The 25455-nt window shown below is 64.5% G+C and carries 21 protein-coding genes; 6 read left to right on the top strand and 15 right to left on the bottom strand.

Features of this window, described 5'->3' with window-relative positions:
• Positions 1-467: 467 nt before the first annotated feature.
• The 11 genes from QX108_RS09745 to QX108_RS09695 form a co-directional block, all read right to left on the bottom strand.
• The gene (locus QX108_RS09745) at positions 468-1130 is read right to left on the bottom strand and encodes a class I SAM-dependent methyltransferase (RefSeq protein ID WP_172112733.1); all 663 of its coding nucleotides are present in this window, start codon (positions 1128-1130) and stop codon (positions 468-470) included.
• 28 nt (positions 1131-1158) lie between these two features.
• Entirely contained in the window at positions 1159-2205 is a 1047-nt protein-coding gene (locus tag QX108_RS09740) for an aminoglycoside phosphotransferase family protein (protein ID WP_315781444.1), read from the bottom strand.
• Positions 2183-2800 carry a hypothetical protein gene (locus QX108_RS09735; RefSeq protein ID WP_315781441.1) on the bottom strand — a complete coding sequence of 206 codons (618 nt, stop codon included), beginning with the start codon at positions 2798-2800 and terminating at the stop codon, positions 2183-2185. The genes QX108_RS09740 and QX108_RS09735 overlap by 23 nt, the downstream gene beginning before the upstream one ends.
• Before the next feature lie 9 nt (positions 2801-2809).
• The gene (locus tag QX108_RS09730) at positions 2810-3847 is read right to left on the bottom strand and encodes a zinc-binding dehydrogenase (RefSeq protein ID WP_006608951.1); all 1038 of its coding nucleotides are present in this window, start codon (positions 3845-3847) and stop codon (positions 2810-2812) included.
• Between the two features lie 8 nt (positions 3848-3855).
• Positions 3856-4779 carry a transketolase family protein gene (locus QX108_RS09725; RefSeq protein WP_008962459.1) on the bottom strand — a complete coding sequence of 308 codons (924 nt, stop codon included), beginning with the start codon at positions 4777-4779 and terminating at the stop codon, positions 3856-3858.
• Positions 4776-5624 (bottom strand): transketolase, encoded by an 849-nt coding sequence (locus QX108_RS09720; protein ID WP_315781429.1) that lies wholly within the window; start codon positions 5622-5624, stop codon positions 4776-4778. Before QX108_RS09720 ends, QX108_RS09725 begins: the two co-directional genes overlap by 4 nt.
• A 66-nt stretch (positions 5625-5690) precedes the next feature.
• Positions 5691-6689, bottom strand: coding sequence for an NAD-dependent epimerase/dehydratase family protein (locus QX108_RS09715; RefSeq protein WP_315781426.1), 999 nt, complete (start codon positions 6687-6689; stop codon positions 5691-5693).
• A gap of 12 nt (positions 6690-6701) precedes the next feature.
• Positions 6702-7310 (bottom strand): SIS domain-containing protein, encoded by a 609-nt coding sequence (locus QX108_RS09710; protein ID WP_246739260.1) that lies wholly within the window; start codon positions 7308-7310, stop codon positions 6702-6704.
• Positions 7307-8245 (bottom strand): NAD-dependent epimerase/dehydratase family protein, encoded by a 939-nt coding sequence (locus QX108_RS09705; RefSeq protein ID WP_172112740.1) that lies wholly within the window; start codon positions 8243-8245, stop codon positions 7307-7309. Before QX108_RS09705 ends, QX108_RS09710 begins: the two co-directional genes overlap by 4 nt.
• A gap of 108 nt (positions 8246-8353) precedes the next feature.
• Positions 8354-9076 (bottom strand): nucleotidyltransferase family protein, encoded by a 723-nt coding sequence (locus QX108_RS09700; protein WP_315781422.1) that lies wholly within the window; start codon positions 9074-9076, stop codon positions 8354-8356.
• Positions 9077-9085: 9 nt separating this feature from the next.
• A complete protein-coding gene (locus QX108_RS09695; protein ID WP_409998490.1) occupies positions 9086-10573 on the bottom strand; it encodes a PfkB family carbohydrate kinase in 1488 nt (495 codons plus the stop codon).
• 443 nt (positions 10574-11016) lie between these two features.
• On the opposite strand from QX108_RS09695, the gene QX108_RS09690 reads away from it, so the two are divergent.
• Positions 11017-12147, top strand: a complete 1131-nt coding sequence (locus QX108_RS09690; protein ID WP_315781419.1) for a hypothetical protein — start codon at positions 11017-11019, stop codon at positions 12145-12147.
• A gap of 18 nt (positions 12148-12165) precedes the next feature.
• Here the strand turns inward: QX108_RS09690 and QX108_RS09685 are convergent, their stop codons facing one another.
• The 3 genes from QX108_RS09685 to QX108_RS09675 all read right to left on the bottom strand — a co-directional run bounded on the left by QX108_RS09685 (position 12166) and on the right by QX108_RS09675 (position 16131).
• A complete protein-coding gene (locus QX108_RS09685; RefSeq protein ID WP_315781416.1) occupies positions 12166-13320 on the bottom strand; it encodes a hypothetical protein in 1155 nt (384 codons plus the stop codon).
• A 110-nt stretch (positions 13321-13430) separates the two neighbouring features.
• Positions 13431-14564 (bottom strand): hydrolase, encoded by a 1134-nt coding sequence (locus QX108_RS09680; RefSeq protein ID WP_315721131.1) that lies wholly within the window; start codon positions 14562-14564, stop codon positions 13431-13433.
• 64 nt (positions 14565-14628) lie between these two features.
• Positions 14629-16131, bottom strand: a complete 1503-nt coding sequence (locus QX108_RS09675; protein WP_315781413.1) for an MBOAT family protein — start codon at positions 16129-16131, stop codon at positions 14629-14631.
• Positions 16132-16548: 417 nt separating this feature from the next.
• Between QX108_RS09675 and QX108_RS09670 the strand changes: the two genes are divergently transcribed.
• Positions 16549-18513, top strand: coding sequence for a TIGR04372 family glycosyltransferase (locus QX108_RS09670; RefSeq protein WP_315721129.1), 1965 nt, complete (start codon positions 16549-16551; stop codon positions 18511-18513).
• Positions 18514-18551: 38 nt separating this feature from the next.
• Positions 18552-20522, top strand: a complete 1971-nt coding sequence (asnB, locus tag QX108_RS09665; protein ID WP_315781410.1) for an asparagine synthase (glutamine-hydrolyzing) — start codon at positions 18552-18554, stop codon at positions 20520-20522.
• A 1-nt stretch (position 20523) separates the two neighbouring features.
• Here the strand turns inward: asnB and QX108_RS09660 are convergent, their stop codons facing one another.
• Positions 20524-21486, bottom strand: coding sequence for a lysylphosphatidylglycerol synthase transmembrane domain-containing protein (locus QX108_RS09660; protein WP_315721127.1), 963 nt, complete (start codon positions 21484-21486; stop codon positions 20524-20526).
• 197 nt (positions 21487-21683) lie between these two features.
• Between QX108_RS09660 and QX108_RS09655 the strand changes: the two genes are divergently transcribed.
• From QX108_RS09655 to QX108_RS09645, 3 genes are read left to right on the top strand one after another with little or no spacing between them, the layout of a single operon-like run.
• Positions 21684-22967: a nucleotide sugar dehydrogenase gene (locus QX108_RS09655; protein WP_315721126.1), complete on the top strand. Its 1284-nt coding sequence runs from the start codon at positions 21684-21686 to the stop codon at positions 22965-22967.
• Positions 22968-22977: 10 nt separating this feature from the next.
• Positions 22978-23994 carry an NAD-dependent epimerase gene (locus tag QX108_RS09650; protein ID WP_315721125.1) on the top strand — a complete coding sequence of 339 codons (1017 nt, stop codon included), beginning with the start codon at positions 22978-22980 and terminating at the stop codon, positions 23992-23994.
• A gap of 12 nt (positions 23995-24006) precedes the next feature.
• The gene (locus tag QX108_RS09645; RefSeq protein ID WP_315781405.1) at positions 24007-25419 is read left to right on the top strand and encodes a mannose-1-phosphate guanylyltransferase/mannose-6-phosphate isomerase; all 1413 of its coding nucleotides are present in this window, start codon (positions 24007-24009) and stop codon (positions 25417-25419) included.
• Positions 25420-25455: the final 36 nt, after the last annotated feature.

Raw genomic sequence — 25455 nt, 5'->3', positions numbered from 1 at the left:
ATATTTCTGTTTCGTTTTTGCAGAAAATGTGGTTCTCTCGGCCATCCCGCCCCGTGCAGAGGGACGTACGCGTCGTCACGATACGTGGGGGTGGGCTGCGATGGACGCGGCGGCTGTGCCAGACGAGCGCAGCCGGTGCGGACGGAGAAGTCGTGTGGTCCTGGCCTCTCGACGCTGAGGTCAAGTCCGTGGTCGTTGCTTATGGGCACGCGCGGGCGATGGGGGCAAAAGAGCCCGATCCCCAGGGAGAGCACGAAGGACACCGTAAAACTATCGCGCGGGGAAGGCCGGGTCTGTCCGGCTGTACCTGTGGTACCTGCCGCCTGCATTCTTTTGAGCAGGCGGGCCACGGGCCTCAGCCGAGGTCCGGCCTTCCTCGCGCCCTCTCGTTCCGAGAGGGCGGTGACCGGAGCATCACTCGGACGCCGATGCGTCGCGAGAGCGTCTGTCGACGCCTTCAGTCAAGCTCATTCGAAGAAGATGAACTCGTGGTCGCCGGTGTAGCCGGAGCGCTTAAACTCGAAGGCCCATTCCTCGGGGGTGTGGAAGATGCGGCAGGTGAGCTGCCAGTACATCAGGTTCACCTTCTCGCGCTCGTTGCGGTAGCCTTCGACGCAAAGATACTTCGCGCCGCGGCTGACGCGCTCCATCTCGCGCAAGGCGGCGTCGAGATCGTAGTTGTAAAGGTTGTGCAGCGTGTTGATCGAGATGACGAGATCGAAATGCTTGTCGGGGTAGGGCAGCTTGGCGGCGGAGCCGACCTGGCAGAACGGCTTCACGCTCTCCATCGTGTGCTCGACGCCATAGGAGGAGATGTCGATGCCGGCGACTTCGAGGTCCGGAATCGCCTCACGGAAATCGTGGAGAATAAAACCCTTGCCGGAGCCGACGTCGAGCACGCGCATACCCGGCTTGATGCCGTAGGTCTCGATCATCGCATCGGCGACCTTGCGCCAGCGGCCGTCATATTTGTAGCCGCCATAGCCGGTCTCGCGGCTGCCGTCCCAGTAGTCGTAGTCGAACTTGATCGCCATCTCAGCGACATCGGCCTTGTCGCGCTGGGTGACGCGCGCAAGGTAGTCGCGCTTGGTCGATTTGTGGACGAGACTGACGAACTCGCGATAGGCCATGAAGATCTCCGGGCGTTACGATTGTCGGTTAATCGGATGTGGCGCCGATCAGGCCGAGCTGCGCCTCGGCCTTGGCGAGCTGCGCGGCGCAGCGCTGCGCCCAGGCGCCGGTGTCGGCGAAGGCGCGGCGGGTGGCGCCGAGCGGCAGGAAGTCGTTGAGGATGATGCAGGTCCATTTGACCTGATAGGCATCGATCAAGAGACGGCAGCGCGCGACGCTGGCGGCGTCGAGCCCGAGGCCCTCCGTCAAACGGTCGATGAAGTGCTCGTGCACGGCCAGCGGCACCGGCACCTCCGGCTGGCAGAAGAAATCGGAGACGAGCTTGGCCGGATCGTCGCGGCCGGCATATTCGAAGTCGAGGAAGGTGAGCTTGCCTGCGTCGTCGATCAGCGCGTTGTGGAAGCCAAAATCGGATGGCGAGAGGCAGACCTGAGCGGCGGGGATGGCGGCCTCGAAGGCAAGCCCTTCAGCCGCAGCGCCGCGCAAAATGTTGACCTTCACGTCGGCCCATTCCGGCTGCAGCCGCTCCGCCACAAACTGCCGGGCCGCCGCGACATGCGGCACATCGGCATCGAGCATCGCGAGCCGGGCCACGCGGCGCTCGACGGTGGCGAGGTGCTCGGCGAGCGAAAAGCAGGCCTCCGATCCCGGCGCCAGGGCAGGGCGGGGCGGCGCGTTCACGGCGAGCACGAAGTCGATCGCGGCATCGACGTGAGCCGGCGCCAGTTCGAGCGGGGTCAGCTTGCGTCCTTCGACGAAGCTGTAGAGGCCGGCCTGCTCAGCGCGATCGCACGCGAGTGGCTCCGGCACGACGCGGACGCCGTGCGACCAGGCGTGGCTGATGAAGCTCCACTCGGCGCCGAGGCGGTCGCGGGTGTCGCGTGCGTCGGTGAAGTAGCGCTTGAGGACCAGCGGGCCATCGGCGGTGTCGAGGCGGAAGACTTGGTTGTTGCGGCCGCCGGCGAGCCGCGTCAGCCCCGTCGGGGTTGCCTTGCCGGCCTGCGCGGTGAGACGCTGCGCCAACGCCAGCAGGGCGGCGTCCGCGCTGGCCTCAGCCGCGGTCACGGACGACATCCGCCGCGATCTCGGCCCAGGACGCGCGCCGTTCGTAGGGCACGGCCTTGGCCGCGAACTGGTTCTCCGGGTCGAACAGCACCTTGCGCATGCCCTCGGGGAATCCGCTCATCCCCAGGATCTCCGGCAGATCGTCGACGAACACCTCGCAGGCCAGCGCGTACGCACGGGCGACCTTCTCGTCCTTGGTCAGCTCGAAGAACACCCGGTCCGGCGCGATCTGGCCGGGGGCCTCGCCCATCAGGCCGCGATCGGTCAGGAAGCCGCGCGCGGCGGCATGCATGTCGTGTTTCGGTCCGAGAATGGGGTGCTTGGTCTTATGGCTGACGATGAACAGGTCGTGGCCGGCGCCGCGGGCGGCCGTGACGAACTCGGAAAACCCAGGATAGGGCGACACCAGGTCCATGCGGGCGCCGTAGACGTAGCCCTGCAGCTCGGTGAAATCGTCCTTGCGCCCGGAGCCATTGAGATGGTCGCGGACGCTGTTCTTGTCGCGGCCGAGATCGGCCGGGATCAGGCCGCGCTCCAGCGCGGCCGCATGAAACACGCCGTCATAGCAGGCGATCGTGTTGTCGAAGTCGATCCCGATCCGCATGGCCAGAACTTAAGCCAGCGACATGTCGATCAGCGGACGGCCGACCTTGCCGGCGGCGAGGTCTTGCAGCGCCTGATCGGCCTGGGCGAGGCTGTAGGGCTTCGACAGCAGGTCCCGCACCGGGAAGCGGCCGGAGCTCAGCAGCCGGCCGTAGCGCCCGTAGTCGCGGTCCGGCACGCTGTCGCCGCCCCAGGTGCCGAGCAGGCTCTTGCCCTGGTTGAAGACGCCGGGATTCAGCGTCAGCGCCGCGCCATGCTTGGCGTTGCCGATCACGACCGCGCGGCCGCCCTGCTGCCGTGTGGCGTTGACGGCCTGATCCATCACGCCGGGGATGCCGGAGGATTCGACAGCGAGATCAACGCCCTGCGGCACGATCTTCTTGATCTCGGCCAGCACGTCGGAGGCCGCATCGATCACATGCGTCGCGCCGTAGATCTGCGCCAGCGCGCGGCGCGTCGGATTCGGGTCGATGCCGATCACCGGCATCGCGCCCGCCAAGGCCGCCGCCATCAGCGCATTCAAGCCGATGCCGCCGGTGCCGAACACGGCGACCGCGTCGCCCGGCTGCACCTTCAGAACGTTGTAGACCGCGCCCATGCCGGTCGGCGCGGCGCAGCCGAGCAGCACCGCGACATCCATCGGCAGGTCGGGCGGCAGCAGGGTCAGGCGGTTCTCGCTGACGACCGAATGGCGCTGGAAGGTGGTGACGCCGCCGGCGTTGACCTTCTTGCCGTCCCAGTCATAGACCGCGCCGCCGGCCTCGATGCCCGTGCCCTTGATCCAGGACAGCACGACCTTGTCGCCGACCTTGACCTTGGTGACGGCGCTGCCGGTCTCGATGACCGTGCCGGTGCCCTCGTGTCCCAGGCAGTGCGGCACCCATTTGTCCTCGCCCTTGTCGCCGCGCCACTCCATGACCTGGGTGCCGCAGGCGCCGGAATAGGCGATCTCGACCAGCACCTGGCCCGGCTTCAGGGCAGGGGTCTCGATCTCGGCGAGCACGAGCGGCTGGCCGGTCTGGACCAGGAGGGCAGCTTGGGTCTTCATGTGATGTCTCAGCTCAAGGCGTGGATGATCTTGTCCGCGATCTGGTGGCCGGTCAGGCCGAGCACCTCGCGGGCATATTCCTGTTCACCGGATTTCTTGAAGAACGCATCCGGCGTCCCGAAGCGCAGAAATTTCTTCGCCTGCGTCTCGCTGTCGACGAGCCACTCGGAGACCGCGGCGCCGAAGCCGCCGATCAGCGAATGCTCCTCGATGGTCGCGACCAGCTTGAAGCGGCTGAAGGCCTGCTTGAGCTTGTCCTCATCCAGCGGCTTCACGGTGTGGAAGCTGACGACCTCGGCGGAGATGCCCTTCTCCTTCAACTTGTGTGCGGCTTCAATGGCTTCCGGCAGCATGTTGCCGGTGGAGAGCAGGCACACGTCACTGCCTTCCTCGATCGTGATCGCCTTGCCGATCTTGAAATCCGCGATGGGGCCCTTGTGAACGACCGGCTCACCCTTCTTGCCCATGCGGATGTAGACCGGGCGGTCCTGCTGCATCGCCGCGCGCAGCGCGCCGCGCACCTCGAAGGCGTCGCCCGGGCAGATCACGACCATGTTCGGGATCGAGCGCAGGAACGAGATGTCCTCGCAGGCGTGATGGGTGGGCCCAAGGCCGGAATAGGCGAGGCCGGCGCCGACCGCGACGATCGTCACCGGCGCCTCGTGGTAGCAGACGTCGGTGCGGATCTGCTCCAGGCAGCGCGTCGTCACGAACGGGGTGATCGTATAGGCGACCGGGCGCAGGCCGTTCATGGCCATGCCGGCGGCGACGCCCATCATGTTGGCTTCGGCGACGCCGCAGTTGAAGAAGCGGCTCGGGTGCTTGTCCTTGAACTTGTCGAACAGCCGGTTGCCGATGTCGCCCGAGAGCATGACGACGCGAGAGTCCTCGTTGCCGAGCTTGGTCAGTTCGTCCGCGAACGCGTTTCTCATGACAGGCCGAGCTCCTTGAACGACTTGACGACTTCCTCAGCTGTGGGGGCGCGATAGTGCCAGTTGTTGTCGTCCTCCATGAACGACACGCCCTTGCCCTTCACGGTGTGGGCGATCAGCGCCACCGGCTTGCCCGAGCCGTTCGGGATGTTCTGCATGGCATCGGCCAGTGCGCCGACGTCATGGCCGTCGATCTCATGCGCATCCCAGCCGAAGGCGGCCCATTTGTCGCGCAGCGGCGCCAGCATCAGGGTCTCGTTGGAGCGCGCGGTCGCCTGCCACTTGTTGTAGTCGACGACGACGCAGACGTTCTCCAGCTTCTGGGCGGCGGCGAACATCGCGGCCTCCCACACCGAGCCCTCGTTGTTCTCGCCGTCGGAGAGCAGGGCGAACACGCGGTAGGTCTCACCCTTGATGCGGCCGGCCAGCGCCATGCCGCAGCCGAGCGGCAGGCCGTGGCCGAGCGAGCCGGTGGCGGCCTCGACGCCGGGCAGCAGGTTCGCCGGCGGATGCTCGGCGAGCCGGCCGCCGTCCTGGCAGTAGGTGTCCAATTCCTCGATCGGGAAGTAGCCCTTCATGGCGAGCGTCGCGAACAGCGCCGCGGCGGCGTGGCCCTTCGACAGGATGAAGCGGTCGCGCAGCGGATCGGTCGGGTTCTTGGGGTCGATGTTCAGGACGTGCCAGTAGGCCGCCGTCATCGCATCGGCGCAGGACAGCGACGAGGCGAGATGCGCGGCCTGGGCCTTGTGCGACATCTCGATGATCTTGCCGCGCAGCTTCGCGGCCTGTGCCTTCAGGGCGGCCACGTCGGGCTTGGCCGCGGTGTTCCGGACTGCCACGTTCATCGTGCTCTCCAGTCGCGCCTCCCGGGGAGGCGCAGGGCGCGCTTCCAGAGGAAGCGCTGTGATCAATCAGGGTTTATGCTCGTACTTGGTCGGCAGCTTGGCCATGGCATCCTCGAAGCGCCGCGCCCAGGCGATGACGTCGTCGATGCCCTGTTCCAGCGAGAAGGTGTCGCGCCAGCCGAGCTCGGTGCGCAGCTTGAAGCTGTCGAGCGTGTAGGCGGTGTCCTTGCCGGGCCGCTCGGGGCCGATCTCGACGCAGTCCTCGAAGTTCTTGCCGAGGCGCGCGAGGATCATCTCGACCAGGGTGCGGATCGACACCAGCTCGTAGCCGGAGATGTGGTAGGTCTCGCCGAGCTTGCCGCTGCGGCCGATCTTCACGGTCGCATCCGACACGTCGGTCATGTGGATGAACACGCGCACCGACTTGCCCCCGCCGTCGAGGCGCAGCTTCTGCCCGGTCATCGCGGCGACGATGGTGCGCGGCACGATGCGGTAGAGCTGCTGGCCCGGGCCGTAGACGTTGGCGGCGCGGGTGAACACGACAGGGAACTGGTAGTTGGCGAAATAGGTCCGCAGGCTCATGTCGCCGGCCGCGCGCGACACCGCATAGGGCGTCGACGGGTTGAAGGCTGCGTCCTCGCGCACCCAACCCTCGGTCGAGCCGTAGACTTCCGGCGTGGTCACGTGAACGTAGCGGTCGAGGCCGTCATAGTTGCGCAGGATGTCGTGCAGGCGGACGGCGGAGACGACGTTGGTCATCATCCAGTGGTCCGGATACAGCCAGCTCTCGCCGACCATACTCTGGGCGGCGAAGTTCACCACATGCGTCGGCCGCTCGGCGGCGAGCAGCGCCTTCAGCGCGTCGAGATCGTGATTGAGGTCGACGCGCTTGAAGCGCACGCTGCCGGGGCGCTTCTGCCACTTGTAGGGCAGGAAGGCGTCATGCGGCTCGTCGGAGCGGCTGGTCGCGATCACGTCGTGACCGGCCGCGGCCAGGAAATCGACGAAGGTTGCGCCCGAGAAGGAGTTCGAGCCGAGGATCAGGTACTTTTCGTTCGCAGCCATCGTCCCTGTCCGTCAGACCTCGCGCGTCGTGATGATGTCGCCGCGCTGGGCGTACAGCCACTGCATGATCATGTGGCCGATCACCATCTGCGCGTCCTCGGCGATCTGCATGTCGTCGACCGCGAAATGGATCGGCACGTCGGCGAGCGCCTTGGCCTTGCCGCCGGAAAAGCCGAGCACGGCATAGCTGGTCATGCCGATCTTCTTGCCCTCTTCGAGCGCCTTCAGAATGTTCGGCGAGTTGCCCGAGCCCGAGAAGGTGATCAGCACGTCGCCCTTGCGCGCGAGCACCGCGAGCTGCAGCGAGAACACCTGGTCGTAGCCTTCGTCATTGGCAAGGCAGGTGATCACCGACGGGTTGGACGACAGCGAATGCACGCGCAGGCCGGAGCCGGGCGTCTTCGACAGCGCGTACAGGAAATCGTTGGCGAGGTGGTTGGCGTTGCCGCCGCTGCCGCCATTGCCGCAGAAGAACACCTGACGTCCCGTCTGCCAGCAGTCGCGCAAATCGTAGGCGAGCTTCTCGACCGGAGCCCAGTCGAAATCCTTCAGCACGGTGCTGAAGCGGCTGGTGTAGTCGGCAAAGAGGCTGCCGGGGGTCTTGAAGGCCAGGACGTTCATTTCACGACCTCCTTCTCCATCCATTTCAGATTGTACCAGCGGTCGTCATTCTTCAGCTGGCCTTGCGAGTACATGCCGATGATTTCCTTGATCGCGTCCTCTACCGTCTTCTTCGGACGGAAGCCGGTCGCGAGCAGGCGATCGGAGTTGACGCGATAGCTGCGCGGATCGTTCGAGGGCGTCACGATGACCTCTGCCGGCACGTGCTTGGTGACCATATTGGCGATGTCGAGGATCGAGATGTTCTCGAAACCCGCATTATAGACACCGGTGTGTTCGGGATGATCGAGCAGGAAGAGATAGAGATCGGTGATGTCGTCGATATGAATGTTCGGCCGGGTCTGGTCGCCGCCGAACACCGTGATGCGGCCGTTCATCAGCGCCTGCATCGTCAGCATGTTGACGGAGACGTCTAGCCGCTGGCGCGGGGAGTAGCCGCAGACAGTGGCGGGGCGCACGATCTGCACCACCATGTCATCCTTGTAGGACAGCACGATGCGCTCGCCGCACATCTTGGTCTTGTTGTATTCCGAGATCGGCAGCAGCTCGAGATCCTCGGTGACCTGCTCCTCTTCCTTCACACCGTAGACGCTGCCGGAGGAGGCGTAGATGAAGCGCTTGATGCCGTGGCGATAGGCGCGGTCGGCGAGCTGCATCGTGGCGAGACAGGAGATCTCCCAGGTCAGCTTCGGATCGAGGTCGCCGCAGGGATCATTGGCGACGCTGGAGAGATGGATGATGGCGTCGACGCCGGTCAGGTCGATCGCGTCGGGATTGCGTACGTCGCCCTGGACCACGGTGAGATCAGGATGCGGCTCGAGGAAGTTGCCGAACCACATGATGTCGAACGCGACGACCTTGTGGCCGGCCTTCAGGAGCTTCGGCACGAGCACGCTGCCCTTGTAGCCGCACGCTCCGGTCACGAATACTTTCATCTGAGCAATCCCCGTGGCTCGCCTGTCGTCTCGCCAGCTGGCGTGTCGCGCGCACATTTATACAAATTGGCGGGGCAAGGCGACCAGCCCAGCGGCGAAAATCGCCCGTCAAGCGTCCCCGCCACGGCGCGGTTCGTGCTTAAACTCCAAATGCGCCCGGCGCAAGCTTTCCGGGTTGCCGATATCCCGATGATAACCGCTGGTTTCCACGCACAAAATCCGTCCCAAATAGTTGGGGATGATTTCGGTGGAGAGATCGACGACCGGCTTTCCGAGCGCCGCGATGTCGGCAATGACGGCGGGATCGAATACGTAGACCGCGCCATTGGCGAGGTTCCCAGGCGGATTTTTGACCTTCTCGTGGAAGGCGGTCACCCTGTGCTGATCATCCAGTTCGAGAATCCCGCACGAGCTCGGATCGTCGGTCCGGAAGGCAAGCATCGTCATGATGCAGCCGTTGGGCCGGTTGCGATGGGCGGAAAGCAGCCCTGCGACGTCGAAATCGGTCAGGTTGTCGGCATGGGCGACCATGAAGGGCTGGTCGCCAAACCAGGCGCGGTTGGCCAGCACGGTGCCGCCGGTGCCGAGCAGTTCATCTTCGTGAACGAGATCGATGCGGTCGCGCCAGCGCGATTGCGCGACGTGCGCCTGCACCTGCTCGGCAAGCCAGTGCGTGTTCAGCAGCGCCCGCTCGATGCCACCTTCGAAGACGAGATCGAGCCAGTAGTCCAGCAGGGGCCGGTCGTGCACACGCACCAGGCATTTCGGCGTCGTATTGGTCAGCGGACGCAGCCGGCTTCCGATCCCAGCCGCGAGCAGAAGGGCACGCATGACGGCATCCTACTCCTGGCTGAAGCCGGTTTCGTCGATCTCCCGCACCAGTTCGGCCGTGGTCAGCGGCAGATTGCCGACGCGCGAGACCTGGAGCGCGGCCGCCAGCGAGCCGAGATAGGAGGCCTGCCAGATGTCGGCGCCCGCGCGCAGGCCCATCGAGCAGGCCATGAAAAAGCTGTCGCCGGCACCGGAGACATCCTTCGGCGACGGGTTGAATGCGGGCAGGCGGTCCGAGGTGAAGACGCCTTCGGCCATGGTGTTGATCAGCGCGCCTTCGGCGCCGAGCGTGATCACCAGGTTCTTGGTGCGGGCGCGTTCGACCAGCCGCTCGCTGATCACGGCGAGGCCCGAGATGAAGTCGTTCAGCGCGACGCGGGCCTCGCGCTCGGTCGGCGTCAGCAGGGTCATGCCCTTGAAGCGGGAGACGTCGCCGGTCTGCGAGGACACCTGGCTGTCGGCCGCCATCATCACGCCTTGGGCGCGGGCGCGATCGGCAATTGCGTCCACAAGATCCTGCGGCAGGCAGCCGTAGTTGAAACAGGAGAACAGCAGCAGATCGCAGCTCTTCAGGGCGCGCTCGACCGAGGTCAGCATCTGCCGCTGCAGGTCGGCGTCAGAGGCGTGCTGACGCAGATGGTTGACGCGCAGCAGCGTCTTGTTGAGCGCGCGAAACCGCTGCTTGCGCGTGGTCGGCCGGCTCTGGTCGGTGAAGGCGTTGAAGTTGACGCCGTGCTGCTCCAGCGTGTTGCGGGCGAACCGCGCGGCTTCATCGTCGCCGACCAGCGTGAAGAACTTCACGTCTGCGCCGAGGCCGTGCGCATGGGCGGCCACCGCGCCGGCGCCGCCGACGAAGGTGCGGGTCATCAGCGGCGTCACGACGATGGTCGGGTCCTCCTGGGACATACCGACGGCGTCGCAGGTGACATATTCGTCGATGATGAGATCGCCGATCACGGCCACCCGCATGCCGGCGAGCTTGCGGAGCAGGTCCTTCAGATTCGAGATCTCGAAGCCGTGCCGCTTGGGGAATTCCTGCGGCTTGCGGACGGTCGAGATGTCGATGTTGGCGTCGCGTTCCAGCAGCGAGAGGGACGCAAAGCGCAACTCACCGGACGAGAAGATCAGGCGTCCGCCATAGGCGTCGACGGCCTCCTGCTCGGGATTGGCGCGGTCCTCGAACTCCTTGCCCTTGACGACGACCGTCGGCTTCAGGTGCGAAATGAAGTCCGATGCGTTCGTCTCCAAGCGCACGGCATGGTGCACAAACGCGATCGAACGCACGTTTTCCAGCCGCATGTCCTGCGCCAGCGTCACGCCGGGCGTGGAATCCGGGTTTACGCCGACGACGAGGACGTCGGCCTGCTCGGCGGCGAACTTCAAAAGCCGTAAATGTCCGGGGTGTACGACGTTGAAGTTGCCTGACACGAACGCGACGGTCTGCCCGGCCTCACAGGAGGCGCGAATATTCTGACAGGCCAGATCCATCTGACTCATATCGATCACCTGATCCAAGAAATACGCCTCCGGCTCGATCGTGCTGAGGTGGTATGGTCGGTCACCGCGCCGGCAGCTCGGCCGAATCGCAGACCCATAAGCGCTTCGACGATTGGGGGCTTCGGCTTTGGAGAACCGGTTGCGGCATGGTTCGCTTCAATCGTCGGCGTTGATTTCATTGCGAAAAGTCAATGCATTCTCATGGTCGGCTCAGATGAACACCGTGCGAGCCTGCCTCTCAGCTCACCTCTTTATCAGCTGTGCGCAGCAGCACAAACCCCTCTGAGCTGAACAAGGGTTGCGGAACTTGAATGGTGCAAAGGCTGCTGTTTGGGACATGCTCACGGTGTACGCATGCGGTGCAGGTCCGCCAATGTAGTTGTGGCGAGCTTGCCCGCGCCTCGTGCGGGTAAATCTTTGGGCCGGACCGGGCGCTTGAGTTCATGGCTGCCAGTCTGTATCGCTCGTGTGTGGCGAGTAAGGTGCGCAGCCGGTCCGAGTCGACAGTTGAGAGACGAATCATGTTGAGACGGGCCGAGTGGATGCCCGAAAGTGCGGCCTCGAAAGGTGCCCTGCGCAAATACGTCGTGGTCGTCGGAAGCTTGGTCCTCGGCGCTCTGACGCTCGCAGCCGCCTTCATGCTTCTTTTCGATGCTCAGACATTGCCTGACCACTTCTCCCAGATCGAGCGGGCAGGGGATCGAAACTGGTATCGTGATTTCGGGGGGCAGCACATTCCGCAAATCCAGGATCAGGACATCTTCTACAGCAACATCGGCTCGTCGATTGCCGCCGCCCGGGCTGCCGACGTCGTTTTTCTCGGGCCCTCCTTCGTCAGCTACGCCATCGACCGGCAGACCTTGCAAGCGTCGGACCAGCTCGACCGATTGAAGCTGTACAACATGGCTTTCGTCGGAATCCGCGGTGGCGAGTTCTCCCGCCGGGTGATCGCGCGCTGGAACGTACGGCCTCGGCTCTGGGTCATCAACGTCGACGATCAGTTCGCCCATTTCTTCAGCAGCGACTTGAACGTCACTCTAGGGCCCCAGAAGGTCCCGGTGGCAGCGGTTTCGCGCGACCGGTTGCGCGGCTATCTCACCGTCATCGGACGCAATCTGCGGTGGCGCCTCGAGGACGTCGTCGCGGCGGCTCGCACGGGGCATTTCTCCGACAGCGGACTCTATCGCAACGTTACGAATGGCGACATGGCTCTCGACGTCAACCCGAGCTATGTGGCGCCAAACAACATGCCGATGCGATCCGCACGCGATCAGGCCTGTGACACCAGCGCCGAGATCGTCGGCTATGCCAAGGCCTTCTTGAAGGAGATAGGCGGCCGGGTCGTCTTCATGCTGGTCCCGCATAGCCAGTCCTGCGCGCGCCAGGCCGAGCAACTGGCGAGAGCGCTCGGCGTCGAGCTGATTGCCCCGCCGTTCGACGGCCTGACGACGCTCGATGGCGGAGGCCACCTCGACAAGAAGGGGGCGGAGAAGTTTACCGGCTATCTTGCCGCCGAGATCGTCAAAACGAGCGCCTTCAAGGACGTATTCTTGTCGAGTTCAGCTGGAAAATAGATCCCGCCGTCGGCGCTGTCAGTGATACAAATCGAACTGCTCTCCCTTGGCCCGGTCCAGGTCGCTCGCCAAGGCATCACGGTCGATCTTGGGAAATTGCGTGCCGAACTCTGGCCGGGCGAGCAGGGCTAGAAAGGTCTTCAGCATGCCGCGTTCCGAGGGGTGTGCGGGATCGAAGAAGTTGTGCTTGTCCTGGGAGATCGGCGTGCGGCTCATGTCGTAGAACTGGATTCCGAGCTTCGAGAATCGCTCGGCCGTCGGCTTGCTGCGGAGCTCGCGCCAAAGTCCCGAATAGGGCCAATATGCTTCGTCCGTGTCGAGGAAGGCCGCGGCACTTTCCAGCAACGGATATTGAACGGCAATCACGGAGAAACCGCGTTCACGCGATAGCCGGGACAAGCGCTCGATCTCGCCCAGTTGGCGTTCGCTCAAATGCGGGGCGCCGGGGAACGAGGACGTCACATATTGAGCGCCGCGGGACAACGTCTCAGCGGCGCTTGCGCGATAGGGCGGCGCCACCATCACGGAGCCGTCGCTGCGAAAGCCGAACCTGCCGCGGATTGCTTCCGTCCCGATCAGCCGGTTCTGGTCGACCGACTCCACCTGCGGAGTCATCGCGGCCGACATGATCGCAGCAGCATCTACGCCCGTCCGAATGGCGAAGTCGGCAACGTCGTGCAGCTTTCGCCGATGCGAATCGAGGCCCTGGACAAAGTCCATCGTGCGCTCCTTCCGCCAGGCCTCGGCGAGGAAATCGCCGAACAGGAAGTAGTCCAGCGCCACGATCACGACGCGCGGCTTTGCTGCCGTCGTCGCGCGATCGACGAAATCGACGACATGGATGAGCGGCCAGGCGGTCAGGCAGGCATTGTAAGCAACGTACGGACGGAAGATCTGCGCACGCGCCTGGCCGCAGCGCGAACTGCCGACCAGCAGCACCTCGGGCTGCACCTGCTTGATTCTTTCAAGCTTGTACGGCGCGTAGTCCTTGAAGGCGCCCAGCCAGACGAGCTTGTCGTCTTGCGATTGCTCTGTGGCGATGGCGGAGAGCGGAACGGTGGCGCCCAGGCGCCACCCGACCCATTCGAGAATGGCGAGCACTGGCAAGAAGAGCGCGGCAAACAGCGCTACAATGATCGCAACGTAACGCGCCACGGCTTCGTACCCGCTCAATGGTATTCTCATGCTTCTAGATGGGGCGAATATGCCCCGCAATCCGTGTTATCACGGGCGGCAAGTATGGCCACGCCGCGGTGCGAAGTCCGGTCTCGAGGTTCCCGAACTCAGCGCCGGGCGATATCCGCGAGGTCGCCAGCGATCCGAGCTGGATCGATATTCGGGAACGCGTCCCGAAAGTCAGGATCGCTCAGCAGATGCAACATCACCTCCGCAGCGCCAGTGTCGGCCAGGTGATAGGCGTCCACGAAGCTGGAATTTTCATCCTTCATCGGCAGGCGCGCCAGATCGAACAGCGGAATCCCGAGCTGGCGCAACCAGTCTCTGGTCTGCGCGGTCGCAAACTCCCGCCAGGCGCCGAACCCGCGAGGGCCGTACTGCTCGCGATCCAGCAGGTCGATGCCGGCGCGAATGAAGGGCAGCTGGATGCCCATCAGCTTGACGCCGCGCGACCTTGCCATCTCGGCAAGCTGCGCGATCGGCTGTTTCAGGGATGACGATAGGCCCGCCGCACGTGGCAGTGTGTCTGCGAGCGTCGCCGCGTTCATGAAGCGTGAACGGGCATCGGCGACATGGCCGGGCGAATAGCGGTATGACCCGTCGTTGCGGAAGCCCTCCTGCTGAACGATGGATTGGGTTCCGACGAAAGCGCTCTGCGTGCCGACGTAGTCCTTGAAGGCGGCCGGGCGGCGCGTTGCCGTCCGTGCGAAATCCAGCAGGCTCGACCTGAGATATGTGAGAGGATGGTCATAGTGCATCTTGCGCGTGATCGCGAACCACTCTTCCCAGCGGTCGGCGAACAGAAAATGATCGAGCGAGAGGATTGCGATCCTGGGGCGCTGTCGTTGCGTGGCGCGCTCGAACAGATCGAGCGTCTGGCCGGTGGTCCAGGCCGTGAACGAAAGATTGTAGAAGCGGTAGGGTGCGAACAGGGCAGCACGAAAGGTGCCGGCGCGCGACGTGCTGATCCAGATGACCTCCGGGCGCTCCTGCTCCAGCCGCGCCAGCTTGAACGCCGCATTGTAGCGCAGATCGAAGGGGAGCAGGATCTGTTCCGGATTGTCGCGTTGGGAATCGGCGAGATCCTGCAGCCGCATCGACGCGCCGAACGGGCGTGCGGCATGAAAGAGACCGATCGGAGGCAGGTAGCCGGCGAGTGCGGAGGCCGCCAGAACCGTGGTGACGTAGCGCCGCGCCGGATTCGGCGGGGGGGACTGACCCGGTTGCCGCTGATCCTTCATTCGGATGCCGTTCGCATCGTGGGCCCGTCGGAGATGAGCGCTAGAGCACCGCGCTGGTCGGCGGTCAGAACTGGAAATACAGGAACTGGGAGGTATCGCCCGCGATGATGTTCATGAGCACGGCGGCAACCAGTGCCACCGACGTGCCGATCGCCCACGTCAGGGAGGGGCGCCATTTCAAGGCAAGAACGCTCCATGGGCGCGGGCTATGATAGGTCTCCAGCCCGACATTCCATCGCTCGAACATCGCATTGACGTTCGGCAATGCTAGGCATGCGGCGTAGCCAACCAGGATCGCGATCATCACTCGGGGATCGACCAGATTGGTCATGGTGATCTTCTCCGGAGAGGACAGGCCGATCATGCCCTTGATGAGCCGGATGGCTGCGTTCGGATTGTCGGCACGAAAGAACACCCAGGCGAGAACCACGGCAAGCTGGGTCAAGAGCAGCGCTGCCGCAGCGTACCAGGCCGTGCCGGCATGACGGGCAAGCGCCGGCCGCGCCTGGACGAACTTGCCCCAGCGGTGGTTGACGATCAGGAACAGCCCGTGAAGGGCGCCCCAGATGACGAAGGTGAACCCCGCCCCATGCCACAGGCCGCCAAGCAGCATCGTGGTGAACAGGTTGGCGTTGCGCCTGTTCTCGCCATGTCGATTGCCGCCGAGCGGGATATAGAGATAGTCACGCAGGAAGCGCGACAGCGAAATGTGCCAGCGCCGCCAGAATTCGACGATGCTCTGCGACTTGTATGGGGAATCGAAATTGAAGGGCAGCCTGATCCCGAACATGATCGATATGCCGATCGCCATGTCGGAGTAGCCGGAGAAGTCGAAGTAGATCTGAAGCGAGTAGGCGAGTGCGCCTCCCCAGGCGTCCATCAGGTGAAGATGGCTTGAATTGGCGGCCTGGAACACCGGACTTGCAACCATCCCGAAGCCGTCGGCAATGAACGACTTCTTGAACAGACCGATCGTCAGAATCGTGAGGCCGACCGCAACGTTCTCGATCGAGATCCGTCTGCTATTCTCCGAGCCGAATTGCGGCATCATCTCGCGATGATGAAGGATGGGGCCTGCGATCAGATGCGGAAAATAGGTGACGAACAGCCCGTATTTGACGAAGCTCCGTTCGCTGGAATAGCCGCCATAGACGTCCGCGAGATAGGCAATCTGCGTGAAAGTAAAGAACGAAATTCCCAGCGGGAGCACGATCGCGAGAAACGGGTATCTCGACGCGGTGAGCGCGTTCAGGATCTGGATGCCAAAGTTCGTGTATTTGTAGAACGCCAGCGCCGCGAGGTTGAGCGTGATCGCTGCTGCGAACAATGCGCTGCGTGCCTTGCCGGTCTGACCGGCGATCAAGAGACCCATCGTGTAATTGAAGACGATCGAGATCAGGATGATCGGAACGAAGTGAAGGTCCCAATAGCCGTAAAACGCCAGCGAGGCGGCCGCGAGCCAGCTGAGGCGAGCCACTGGAGATGCGAAAAACCTTGCCAGCAGGAAATATCCGGCGAAGGTCACCGGCAGGAACAGGAACAGAAACTCAAACTGCGTGAAGAGCATAACGAAGTTTCTTGATGTTGCTGCGTGTAGCGTTGCTTTATCAATGATTGAGGGGGCTGCCAAGTTGGCGAACGCGGCCGGGCCGTGATCTCTCGGGGATTATCCTCTGGAGCGGAGCGGTGGCGATGGAGCCGAGAGGGAATGGAGCCGAGAGGGATGTTTGCCGACCTGTTCGCGCTTTCCGGCCGCGGATCCTTCTGTTATAGGTCCCGGTTATTCGACGGGCTTTCGCGCTCACTTGCGATCCGCCCGTCCGGTGCTCAATGCAGGCGCGGGCGGCGCGCGAAATGACCGAGCTCAGGTTCGTTCCGATGCGATGGCTGCCAATTCCTCGCGCTTTCTCAAGGATGGCCTCGTTGCCGACCGCTGGCGCGCCCGGACCGGGGCGGCGGTGGGTGCCAGCAAGGATTTGACTGCATGTCCTTCGTGAGGAGGCTCCTGGGGCCACGCTCCAGGCGTTTCATCTATTTCGGCTTCCTCATTGTAGGAATGTGCCTCAACGCCTTGCCGCCTCGCCTGGTGTTCCTGATGCTCGTCGTTTGCGACGCCATCGAGCTGAAGGGCCGTGGCCGGCTGTATCAGGCCTATTTTCCTTACGTCACCTCCCGCCTTGCAGAGGATCCGGCGTTTCGCTTTTCGAGCAGGCTCAGCTCCGGTTTCAAGCCGGCCACGGCGCGCGTGCTGCATGGGATCGGCGCATACCGCGAGGCCTGCGCATGGATCCTCGATAACAAGCTGGCAGCCGCGTCTGCCGACGTCGCGTTTGCGTTGCTGAGGTCACTGTTCGAGCTCGGCCAGTTCGAGCAGGCTTATGACGCCGTTTTTGGCATCAGGCAGACGGACCTCGCGCCAACGGCTCACCTCGCTCACCTGATTGCGATGATCGAGATCATCGCCGGCGACGAGGTGGCCGCGTTGCGCAGCATGGAGCTCGCCTGCAATCTCGGTCCGTCGATGCTGCGGCCGCATCAGAACATCGCCTCGCGGTCGCCTTGGCTCTATTCACCCAATCGGTTGGACGTCGCCTGCGGTGCGCCGGGACGCATGTTCGACCTATGCAACTTTGCCGGACAGCGTGTGACCCATGTGGGGCGCGGCGAAGTCGGTCCACGATTGTTCGAGCGTGCGTTGGATGCGCAGGACCGGTTGCGGCAGCAGGGCAGGCCGGACGTCTCCGCAGCGCTTCGGCAACTGCTCGCTGAACTCGATGTTTCGCTGGATGATTTGAAGCTGATCCCCGAGGAATGGTCGACGCAGATCGGTCATCTCGGCATGCTCGACATTCTCCTGCGCATGCAGGAGCTGGGCTGGTGGTCCGGCCAGCCTGTCATGGTGGTCAGGCCGCGACTGATCGCAAACGCCTCGTTCTTCCGATTGTTCGACGGCCGTTGCAAGGTCGTCATCGTCGGCGACATGGTGACGGAGCCGTTGGCGGAGGAACTCCTTTCGCTGCAGAGATGGTACGGCTTGAACTTCAATGCCTTCCGGCTGCCCCAAGGCCCGGTCGTTCCATGGCAGGAGGCTGGTGCGCTTGCGCTCGATGCCTGGAAACGGCAAGGGCGCGGGCATCCGTTGCGCGATGCCTATGACCGGCAATGTACCCGGGATGGAAACGGAAGCGACCCGCTTCGGCTGTTGCGAGAGCGGTTCGGCATGCAGCCGGATGATTGGTATGTCTGCCTGCATACGCGGGATGCCGCACATTATTTCGAGTTCATGGGGACCGGCCAGACCCATCGCAACGCGCCGATCGAGGCGTCCTTGGATGCCATTCGTCTGATCACGGCGCGTGGCGGCTGGGTGATCAAGCTCGGCGGACCGAATTCACCGAAGCTCCCGCCGCTGCAGCGTACGATCGACTATGCGCTCAGCGAGTTCAGATCCGATCTGATGGACATCCATCTGATCCGGCACGCCAGGGCATTCATCGGGACCACGTCCGGACTGACCAACGTGGCGGTCAGCTTCGGCATCCCTTGTGCAATCGTCAATGCGATCACCACCGACGCCCAATTGTGGAACGGGAATGTCCGCTTTGCTCTCAAACCGGTCCGGCTCGCCGACGGCACCATGCTGACGCAGCGTCAGCTGACGAGCACGCCGTGGCGCTGGCGCGTGTTCGATGCCGCCGTGCTCGGCCGGAGCGGGGCGCAACCGGAGAACAATTCCGCGGAGGAGATTCACGACACGGTGGAAGAGGTCTTGGCGATTGCGGATGGTCGCACGGCCGAGTTCGACGGCGATCACGATGCCGAACGATTGCTGTCTCGCTGGAGAGAGGCGCTCGCTTTGCCCTATTATTACGGGACGAGCCGCCCGAGCCTCGGATTCCTGGCGAGGCACGAGAAGGAGTTTCTGCTCGATGCGACGGACGTGAGCTGAGTCATGCGACGGCGTCTCCAAGCTGCGAGGAGGGCCTCATGTGCGGCATAGCGGGCCTGTTGAGACCCGGGGGAGCTGATGAGGGCCGGCTGAGCGGAACCATCGAGCGGATGACGGCTGCGTTGGCCCACCGGGGGCCTGATGCGTCCGGAGCATGGCGTGACGGACGGCACGGCATTGCCCTCGGGCAGCGCCGTCTGGCGGTCCTGGATCTCTCCGAGGCCGGGGCGCAGCCGATGCATAGCGCCTGCGGGCGCTACACGATCACGTTCAACGGTGAGATCTATAATCATCTCGAGGTCCGCGCCGAGCTGGAGAGGCAGGGCGGCGCGCCGAACTGGCGCGGCCATTCCGACACCGAAACGCTGCTCGCCGCGATCCGGCAATGGGGCGTCGCGCCGGCGCTGCAGCGCCTGATCGGCATGTTCGCCTTCGCGCTGTGGGATGCGGAGACGCGGCACCTGATTCTGGCGCGCGATCGCTTCGGCGAGAAGCCGCTGTTCTACGGCTGGAGCGGCGGCGATCTGGTGTTCGGCTCCGAGCTGAAGGCGCTCGCCGCCCATCCCGAATGGGCGCCCTCGCTCGATCGCGCAGCGCTCACCGCATTCATGCGCTACTCCTATGTGCCGGCGCCCGCCACGATCTGGACCGGCATCCGCAAATTGCCGCCGGCTTCGTTCGTGAGCTTCGCCGCCGATGCGGCACGGGAGAACTCGCCAGCGCCGCAGCCCTATTGGTCGCTGCGCGACCGGGTCGTTGCGGCGCAGAGCGATCGCATCAGCAGTGAGACGGAGGCCGTCGCGCGCCTGGAACAGCTGCTGTCGATCGCGGTCAAGCGGCAATGCCTGTCGGACGTGCCGCTCGGTGCGTTCCTGTCCGGCGGCGTCGACTCCTCGACCATCGTGGCGCTGATGCAGGCCCAGGCGGGGCAGCCGGTGCGCACCTTCAGCATCGGCTTCGCGGAGGATGGCTACAACGAGGCCGAGGATGCGCGCCGGGTCGCGCAGCATCTCGGAACCGATCATACCGAGCTCTATGTCGATGCGCGCACGGCAATGGACGTCGTGCCGAAGCTGCCGCGCATCTATGACGAGCCGTTCGCCGACTCCTCGCAGATCCCCACGCATCTGGTGGCGCAGCTTGCACGCCGGCACGTCACCGTCGCGCTGTCGGGCGATGCCGGCGACGAACTGTTCGGCGGCTACAACAGGCATGTCTGGGGCGGCGCTCTGCAGGCGCGTCTCGGACGCCTGCCGATGCCGCTCCGCCGTGCCATCGGCGCCGCGTTCGGCGCCATCGCGCCGGAACCGGCGGATACCATTCTCAGGGCGCTGCAGCCCGTGCTGCCGGCCCGCCTGAAGCTGCGTCATGCCGGCGACCAGGTTGCCAAGCTCGGCCGCATCATTGCCGCCGACGGCTTTGACGGCCTGTATCGGACACTGTGCTCGATCGATCAGGATCCAGCCGGAACGGTCGTGGCGGGGGAGGAGCGTGCGAGCTGGGCCGGAGAGCAGATGCGACAGCTCGCAACGGAGATCGATCCGCTCGACCGGATGACGTTGGCCGATTCCCTGAGCTATCTGAGCGACGACATCCTGCAAAAGGTCGATCGCGCAGCCATGGCCGTGGCGCTGGAGACTCGCGTGCCCTTCCTCGACAAAGACGTTGTGGAGTTCTCGACCAGGGTTCCCGCTGCGATGAAGGTGCGTGATGGCCGCGGCAAATGGCTGGTCCGCCAGGTGCTGTATCGCCATGTGCCCGCCGAGATGATCGACCGTCCGAAGACCGGCTTCAGCGTTCCGCTCGATTCCTGGCTGCGCGGGCCGCTGAGATCATGGGCCGCGGACCTGCTGTCGCCGGCACGGCTGAAGCGGCAGGGTCTGTTCGACCCGGCGCGGGTGACGCGGATGTTCGACGAGCATCAAAGCCGTCGCCACAATCATTCCTACTGGCTGTGGAACGTGCTGATGGCCGAGGCTTGGCACGACGAATGGGCCGGGGCCAGGTAGCTCAGTCTTCGACCGTGGCCGGCACGGCCATGTTGCCTTTGCCCTTTTCGGCGCTGAGGATCCACACCACGCCGCCCATGCCGCCGACGATGAAGTACACCGCGCCGAACAGGATCGAGACCACCGTGCCGTCGGCTGGCGCGAGCCCGGCATAGCCGAACGCCACCATCATCGTCGCTTCGCGCACGCCCCAGCCGGCGATCGAGATCGGCAGCATCGTGATCAGCATGATCGGCGGCGTCAGCAGGAACAATTGCTGGAACGCGGCGGGAGCAGCAATCGCGCGCACGGCGCACCACGCGATCACGACGGCGAGCACGTGGACCGACAGCGACAATACGGCGATCTTGGCCGCCGTGGTCCTGCCGAAGATGACCTTGCTCGCGATGACCGAGCAGGCATAGACGTGGCGCGTCGGCCACCACGCCTTCATCCAGGCCGCCGGAAGATAGCCCACGGTCAGAAAGCCGACACCGGCGGCCAGTGCGGCCGCATCGACCAGCACCAGGGCGAGCCGGCCGTGCTCGTCGGCGATCATGCCGTAGCTCCACGGCAGGCTGGCCACGATGATCAGTGCCAGCGCGATGAAGCCGACGGCGCGGTCCGTCAGGATCGAGTAGCTCGCGGCGCGCCAGCCGGCGCCGGTGCGGCCGATCAGCCACAGCCGGACCGCATCGCCGCCGATCGAGGAGGGCAGGGTCTGGTTGAAGAAGGCGCCGATCATGTTGTAGCGGAACGCCTTGAGGTCGGTCAGCGGCGCGCCGCACAGCGCGGAAATCTCGCGCCAGCGCAGCGCGCCGATGAAGATCTGCAGCAGTGTGATTGCCACCGCCAGCACGATCCAGCCGATATTGATCTGGCTGAGCCGCTCGCGGATGGCCGCAAAGTTGATCCCGCGCAGCGCCAGATACAGCAGGGCGAGCGACACCACGATCCGAAGGAGGAGAATCAAAAACGCACGCATGCGAGGGTCGGCTTCGCTCTTGGTTGAAAGGGCCCAAGCCGAGTGCGAGACGCGCAACTCCCCGTCCTGGCAGGACCGGACCTCGGACAAGGTCCAGGCCGGCACGGCGGCCGACCCCTTGCGGTCCTGATGCCCCGGTGGCTAAACAGTCGCAGGGGTGGCGTCAATGGCCTCCGAAACGACCGGAATATCAATTTATGTCTCATGGCCGGAAGATCGCGGTGATAGGCCTTGGTTACGTCGGCCTGCCGGTCGCCGCAGCGTTCGCGCGTGCAGGCTGCCCGGCGATCGGTTTCGACATCGATGCTGTCAGGGTCGCCGAGCTGAGGGACGGCAGGGACCGCACCTGTGAGGTCGACGCCGCCGATCTCGGGCGCCCCGGCCTGCGCTTCACCAGCGATCCGGGCGACATGCAGGCTGCCGATTTCTTCATCGTCACGGTGCCGACGCCGATCGACAGCGCACGCCGGCCCGATCTGAGCGCCATGCTGGCCGCCACGCGCACCGTGGGCGCCGTGCTGAAGCGCGGCGACATCGTCGTGTATGAGTCCACCGTCTATCCGGGCGCTGTCGAGGAGGATTGCGTTCCGCTGCTGGAGAGCAGCTCGGGACTGAAGGCCGGCGCCGATTTCAACGTCGGCTATTCGCCGGAACGCATCAATCCCGGCGACAAGACGCATCGCTTCGAGACCATCACCAAGGTGGTCTCGGCGCAGAACCAGCAAACGCTCGGGATCGTCGCCGACGTCTATGGTTCGGTGGTCACGGCCGGGATTCACCGCGCGCCGTCGATCAAGGTGGCCGAAGCCGCCAAGGTGATCGAGAACACCCAGCGCGATCTCAACATCGCCTTCATGAACGAGCTGTCGCTGATCTTCCAGGCGCTGGAGATCGACACCGGCGACGTGCTGGCGGCGGCCGCGACCAAGTGGAACTTCCTGCCGTTCACGCCGGGCCTCGTCGGCGGGCACTGCATCGGCGTCGATCCGTATTACCTCACCTACCGCGCCGAGAAGGCAGGCTATCATCCCGAGGTCATTCTGGCGGGGCGGCGCATCAACGACGAGATGGGCCGGCGCATCGCGCGGGAATGCATTCGTGGTCTTCTGAAGCGCAGGGGCCGCAGCGGGATCGTCACCATCCTCGGCATGACCTTCAAGGAGAACGTTCCCGACATCCGCAATTCGCGGGTGATCGACATCATCAGCGAATTGCAGTCGTTCGGCGTCGAGGTGCAGGTCGCCGATCCGCTGGCCGATGCCGCGGCCGTGCACGAGGAATACGGCATCGGCCTGACCGCGATCGAGGCGTTGCGTCCTGCCGACGCCATCGTGCTGGCCGTGTCGCACGATGCGTATCTCGCGGGTGGCTGGTCCTTGGTGCAGGGCCTGCTGCGCGAGGCGAGCGGCCTCGTGCTCGACGTGAAGATGAAGCTCGACCGCGCGAGCAAACCCGCCGCCATCGAACTGTGGCGACCCTGACGGAGCGACCATGGCAGATCATCCCATCCTCGTGACCGGCGCCGCCGGCTTCATCGGATTTCACCTGTCGCAGCGGCTGCTCGCCGAGGGACGCCGGGTCATCGGCATCGACAATCTCAACGCCTACTACGATCCGAAGCTGAAGGAGGCGCGGCTCGACATTCTGAAGGCGCAGCCTGGTTTCACTTTCCACAAGCTCGACCTCGTCGACCGCGCCGGCATCAAGGCGCTGTTCGCCGCGCATCGCTTTCCCGCGGTGGTGCATCTCGCGGCCCAGGCCGGCGTGCGCTATTCGCTGGAAAACCCGCATGCCTATGTCGACGCCAATCTCGAGGGCTTCATCAACGTGCTCGAGGGCTGCCGGCACAATGGCTGCGAGCATCTGCTGTTCGCCTCGTCCTCATCGGTCTATGGCGCCAACACCAAGCTGCCGTTTTCAGTCCGGGACAATGTCGATCATCCGATCAGCCTCTATGCGGCGAGCAAGAAGGCCAACGAGCTGATGGCGCATTCCTACAGCCATCTGTACCGGCTGCCGGCGACCGGCCTGCGCTTCTTCACGGTCTATGGTCCGTGGGGCCGGCCCGACATGGCCATGTTCATCTTTGCCAAAGCCATCCTCGCCGGCCAGCCGGTCAGGCTGTTCAATCATGGCCAGATGCGGCGTGATTTTACCTATGTCGACGACATCGTACAGGCCATCGTCCGGTTAATCGGCCGTCCGCCACAGGGAAACCCTGATTGGGACGGAAACAAGCCCGACCCATCGAGCAGCCGGGCACCATGGCGAATTTACAATATCGGCAACAATCATCCCGAGCAGTTGCTGGACGTGATAGCGCTGCTGGAGAAGGAGTTCGGGCGGCCGGCCATCAGGGAGATGCTGCCGATGCAGCCCGGAGACGTCGAGGCGACCTATGCTGACGTCAGCGATCTCGAGCGCGACATCGGCTTCCGGCCGGCGACGTCGATCGCCGACGGCATCGGACGTTTTGCAGAATGGTATCGCGACTATCATCGGATTTGACGGACTGATTGCATGACCGGACGTATCATTCCCCTCATCATGTGCGGCGGCGCCGGGACGCGGCTGTGGCCGGCATCGCGGGAGGTGCGCCCGAAGCAGTTCCTGCCGCTGTTCGGCGCCCGCTCGACGTTCCAGGACACGCTGCTGCGCGTGTCCGACGCCGATCTGTTCGCGCGGCCGATCATCATCACCAATGCGGCCTACCGCTTCATGGTGCTCGAGCAACTGGCCGAGATCGGCATCGAGGCCGACGTGCTGCTGGAGCCGATGCGGCGTGACTCCGGTCCGGCCATCGCCGCGGGAGCCGCCTTCGCGCAATCGCGCGATCCGGAGGCCGTGGTGCTGGCGCTCGCCGCGGATCACGTGGTGCGCGATACCGCTGCCTTTCTCGTGGCCTGCCGTGCCGGCCTTGCCGCCGCAGAGGCCGGCCGTATCGTGACTTTCGGCGTCAATCCTGAACGCGCCGCCACCGAATACGGCTACATCAGCCCGGGGGCTCCGGTATCGGGAGAGGTTCGGGCTGTCGCGAAATTCGTCGAGAAGCCCGACCAGCCGACGGCCGAGCGCTACATCCGCGAGGGCTATCTCTGGAACAGCGGCAACTTCATGTTCCGCGCGTCCGTCCTGCTCGATGAATATCGCAGGTTCGATACGGCCAGCGTGCAGACGGTGACCGACGCGGTCGCCAAGGCAGGCCGCGACCTCAGCTTCATCATCCTGGACGCCGATGCCTTCGCCGCAGCCAAGCCGATCTCGATCGACTATGCCGTGATGGAGAAGACCGAGCGGGCTGCCGTGGCGCCGGTGTCGTGCGGCTGGTCGGACGTCGGCTCCTGGCACGCGGTCTGGGAGCTGTCTGACAAGGACGGGCAGGGCAATGCCGCGCGCGGCACCGCCGTGTTCGAGGATTCCCGCAACTGCAACGTCGTCACCGACAAGGCGCTGGTCGCGCTCGAAGGCGTCGACGATCTCGTCGTGGTGGCGGCGCAGGATGCCGTACTGGTGTCGCGCCAGCGCGATGCCAACGGCTTGAAGCGGCTGGTGGCCAAGCTCAAGACCGTCGCGCCCGAGGTGACCGAGGCGCACATCAAGGTGCACCGGCCCTGGGGCAGCTATCAGTCGGTCGACAACGGCGAGCGTCATCAGGTCAAGCGCATCATCGTCAAGCCCGGTCAGCGGCTGTCGCTGCAGAAGCACTATCACCGCTCCGAGCACTGGATCGTGGTGCGCGGGGCGGCGCGGGTCACCGTCAACGAGACCGTCAAGACGGTGCACGAGAACGAATCGATCTACATCCCGATGGGCGCGGTGCACCGCCTGGAGAATCCCGGCAAGATCCTGCTGGAGCTGATCGAGGTCCAGACCGGGTCGTATCTCGGCGAGGACGACATCATCCGCATCGAGGACGATTACCGCCGCGAGTAAAGCGGGGGTCTCGCCTCGAATCAGGCGAGCCGTGCT

Source organism: Bradyrhizobium sp. SZCCHNR1002, assembly GCF_032381435.1.
In the GTDB taxonomy this organism is placed as follows: Bacteria; Pseudomonadota; Alphaproteobacteria; order Rhizobiales; family Xanthobacteraceae; genus Bradyrhizobium; species Bradyrhizobium aeschynomenes.
The sequence above is the reverse complement of the archived record's forward strand: the minus strand, read 5'-3'. Positions and strand labels throughout refer to the sequence as shown.

Excerpts from the sequence above, each read along its gene's own strand:
- QX108_RS09745 (WP_172112733.1), bottom strand. The coding sequence starts at position 1,130 with ATGGCCTATCGCGAGTTCGTCAGTCTCGTCCACAAATCGACCAAGCGC.
- QX108_RS09740 (WP_315781444.1), bottom strand. The coding sequence starts at position 2,205 with ATGTCGTCCGTGACCGCGGCTGAGGCCAGCGCGGACGCCGCCCTGCTG.
- QX108_RS09735 (WP_315781441.1), bottom strand. The coding sequence starts at position 2,800 with ATGCGGATCGGGATCGACTTCGACAACACGATCGCCTGCTATGACGGC.
- QX108_RS09730 (WP_006608951.1), bottom strand. The coding sequence starts at position 3,847 with ATGAAGACCCAAGCTGCCCTCCTGGTCCAGACCGGCCAGCCGCTCGTG.
- QX108_RS09725 (WP_008962459.1), bottom strand. The coding sequence starts at position 4,779 with ATGAGAAACGCGTTCGCGGACGAACTGACCAAGCTCGGCAACGAGGAC.
- QX108_RS09720 (WP_315781429.1), bottom strand. The coding sequence starts at position 5,624 with ATGAACGTGGCAGTCCGGAACACCGCGGCCAAGCCCGACGTGGCCGCC.
- QX108_RS09715 (WP_315781426.1), bottom strand. The coding sequence starts at position 6,689 with ATGGCTGCGAACGAAAAGTACCTGATCCTCGGCTCGAACTCCTTCTCG.
- QX108_RS09710 (WP_246739260.1), bottom strand. The coding sequence starts at position 7,310 with ATGAACGTCCTGGCCTTCAAGACCCCCGGCAGCCTCTTTGCCGACTAC.
- QX108_RS09705 (WP_172112740.1), bottom strand. The coding sequence starts at position 8,245 with ATGAAAGTATTCGTGACCGGAGCGTGCGGCTACAAGGGCAGCGTGCTC.
- QX108_RS09700 (WP_315781422.1), bottom strand. The coding sequence starts at position 9,076 with ATGCGTGCCCTTCTGCTCGCGGCTGGGATCGGAAGCCGGCTGCGTCCG.
- QX108_RS09695 (WP_409998490.1), bottom strand. The coding sequence starts at position 10,573 with ATGAGTCAGATGGATCTGGCCTGTCAGAATATTCGCGCCTCCTGTGAG.
- QX108_RS09690 (WP_315781419.1), top strand. The coding sequence starts at position 11,017 with ATGGCTGCCAGTCTGTATCGCTCGTGTGTGGCGAGTAAGGTGCGCAGC.
- QX108_RS09680 (WP_315721131.1), bottom strand. The coding sequence starts at position 14,564 with ATGAAGGATCAGCGGCAACCGGGTCAGTCCCCCCCGCCGAATCCGGCG.
- QX108_RS09675 (WP_315781413.1), bottom strand. The coding sequence starts at position 16,131 with ATGCTCTTCACGCAGTTTGAGTTTCTGTTCCTGTTCCTGCCGGTGACC.
- QX108_RS09670 (WP_315721129.1), top strand. The coding sequence starts at position 16,549 with ATGTCCTTCGTGAGGAGGCTCCTGGGGCCACGCTCCAGGCGTTTCATC.
- asnB (WP_315781410.1), top strand. The coding sequence starts at position 18,552 with ATGTGCGGCATAGCGGGCCTGTTGAGACCCGGGGGAGCTGATGAGGGC.
- QX108_RS09660 (WP_315721127.1), bottom strand. The coding sequence starts at position 21,486 with ATGCGTGCGTTTTTGATTCTCCTCCTTCGGATCGTGGTGTCGCTCGCC.
- QX108_RS09655 (WP_315721126.1), top strand. The coding sequence starts at position 21,684 with ATGTCTCATGGCCGGAAGATCGCGGTGATAGGCCTTGGTTACGTCGGC.
- QX108_RS09650 (WP_315721125.1), top strand. The coding sequence starts at position 22,978 with ATGGCAGATCATCCCATCCTCGTGACCGGCGCCGCCGGCTTCATCGGA.
- QX108_RS09645 (WP_315781405.1), top strand. The coding sequence starts at position 24,007 with ATGACCGGACGTATCATTCCCCTCATCATGTGCGGCGGCGCCGGGACG.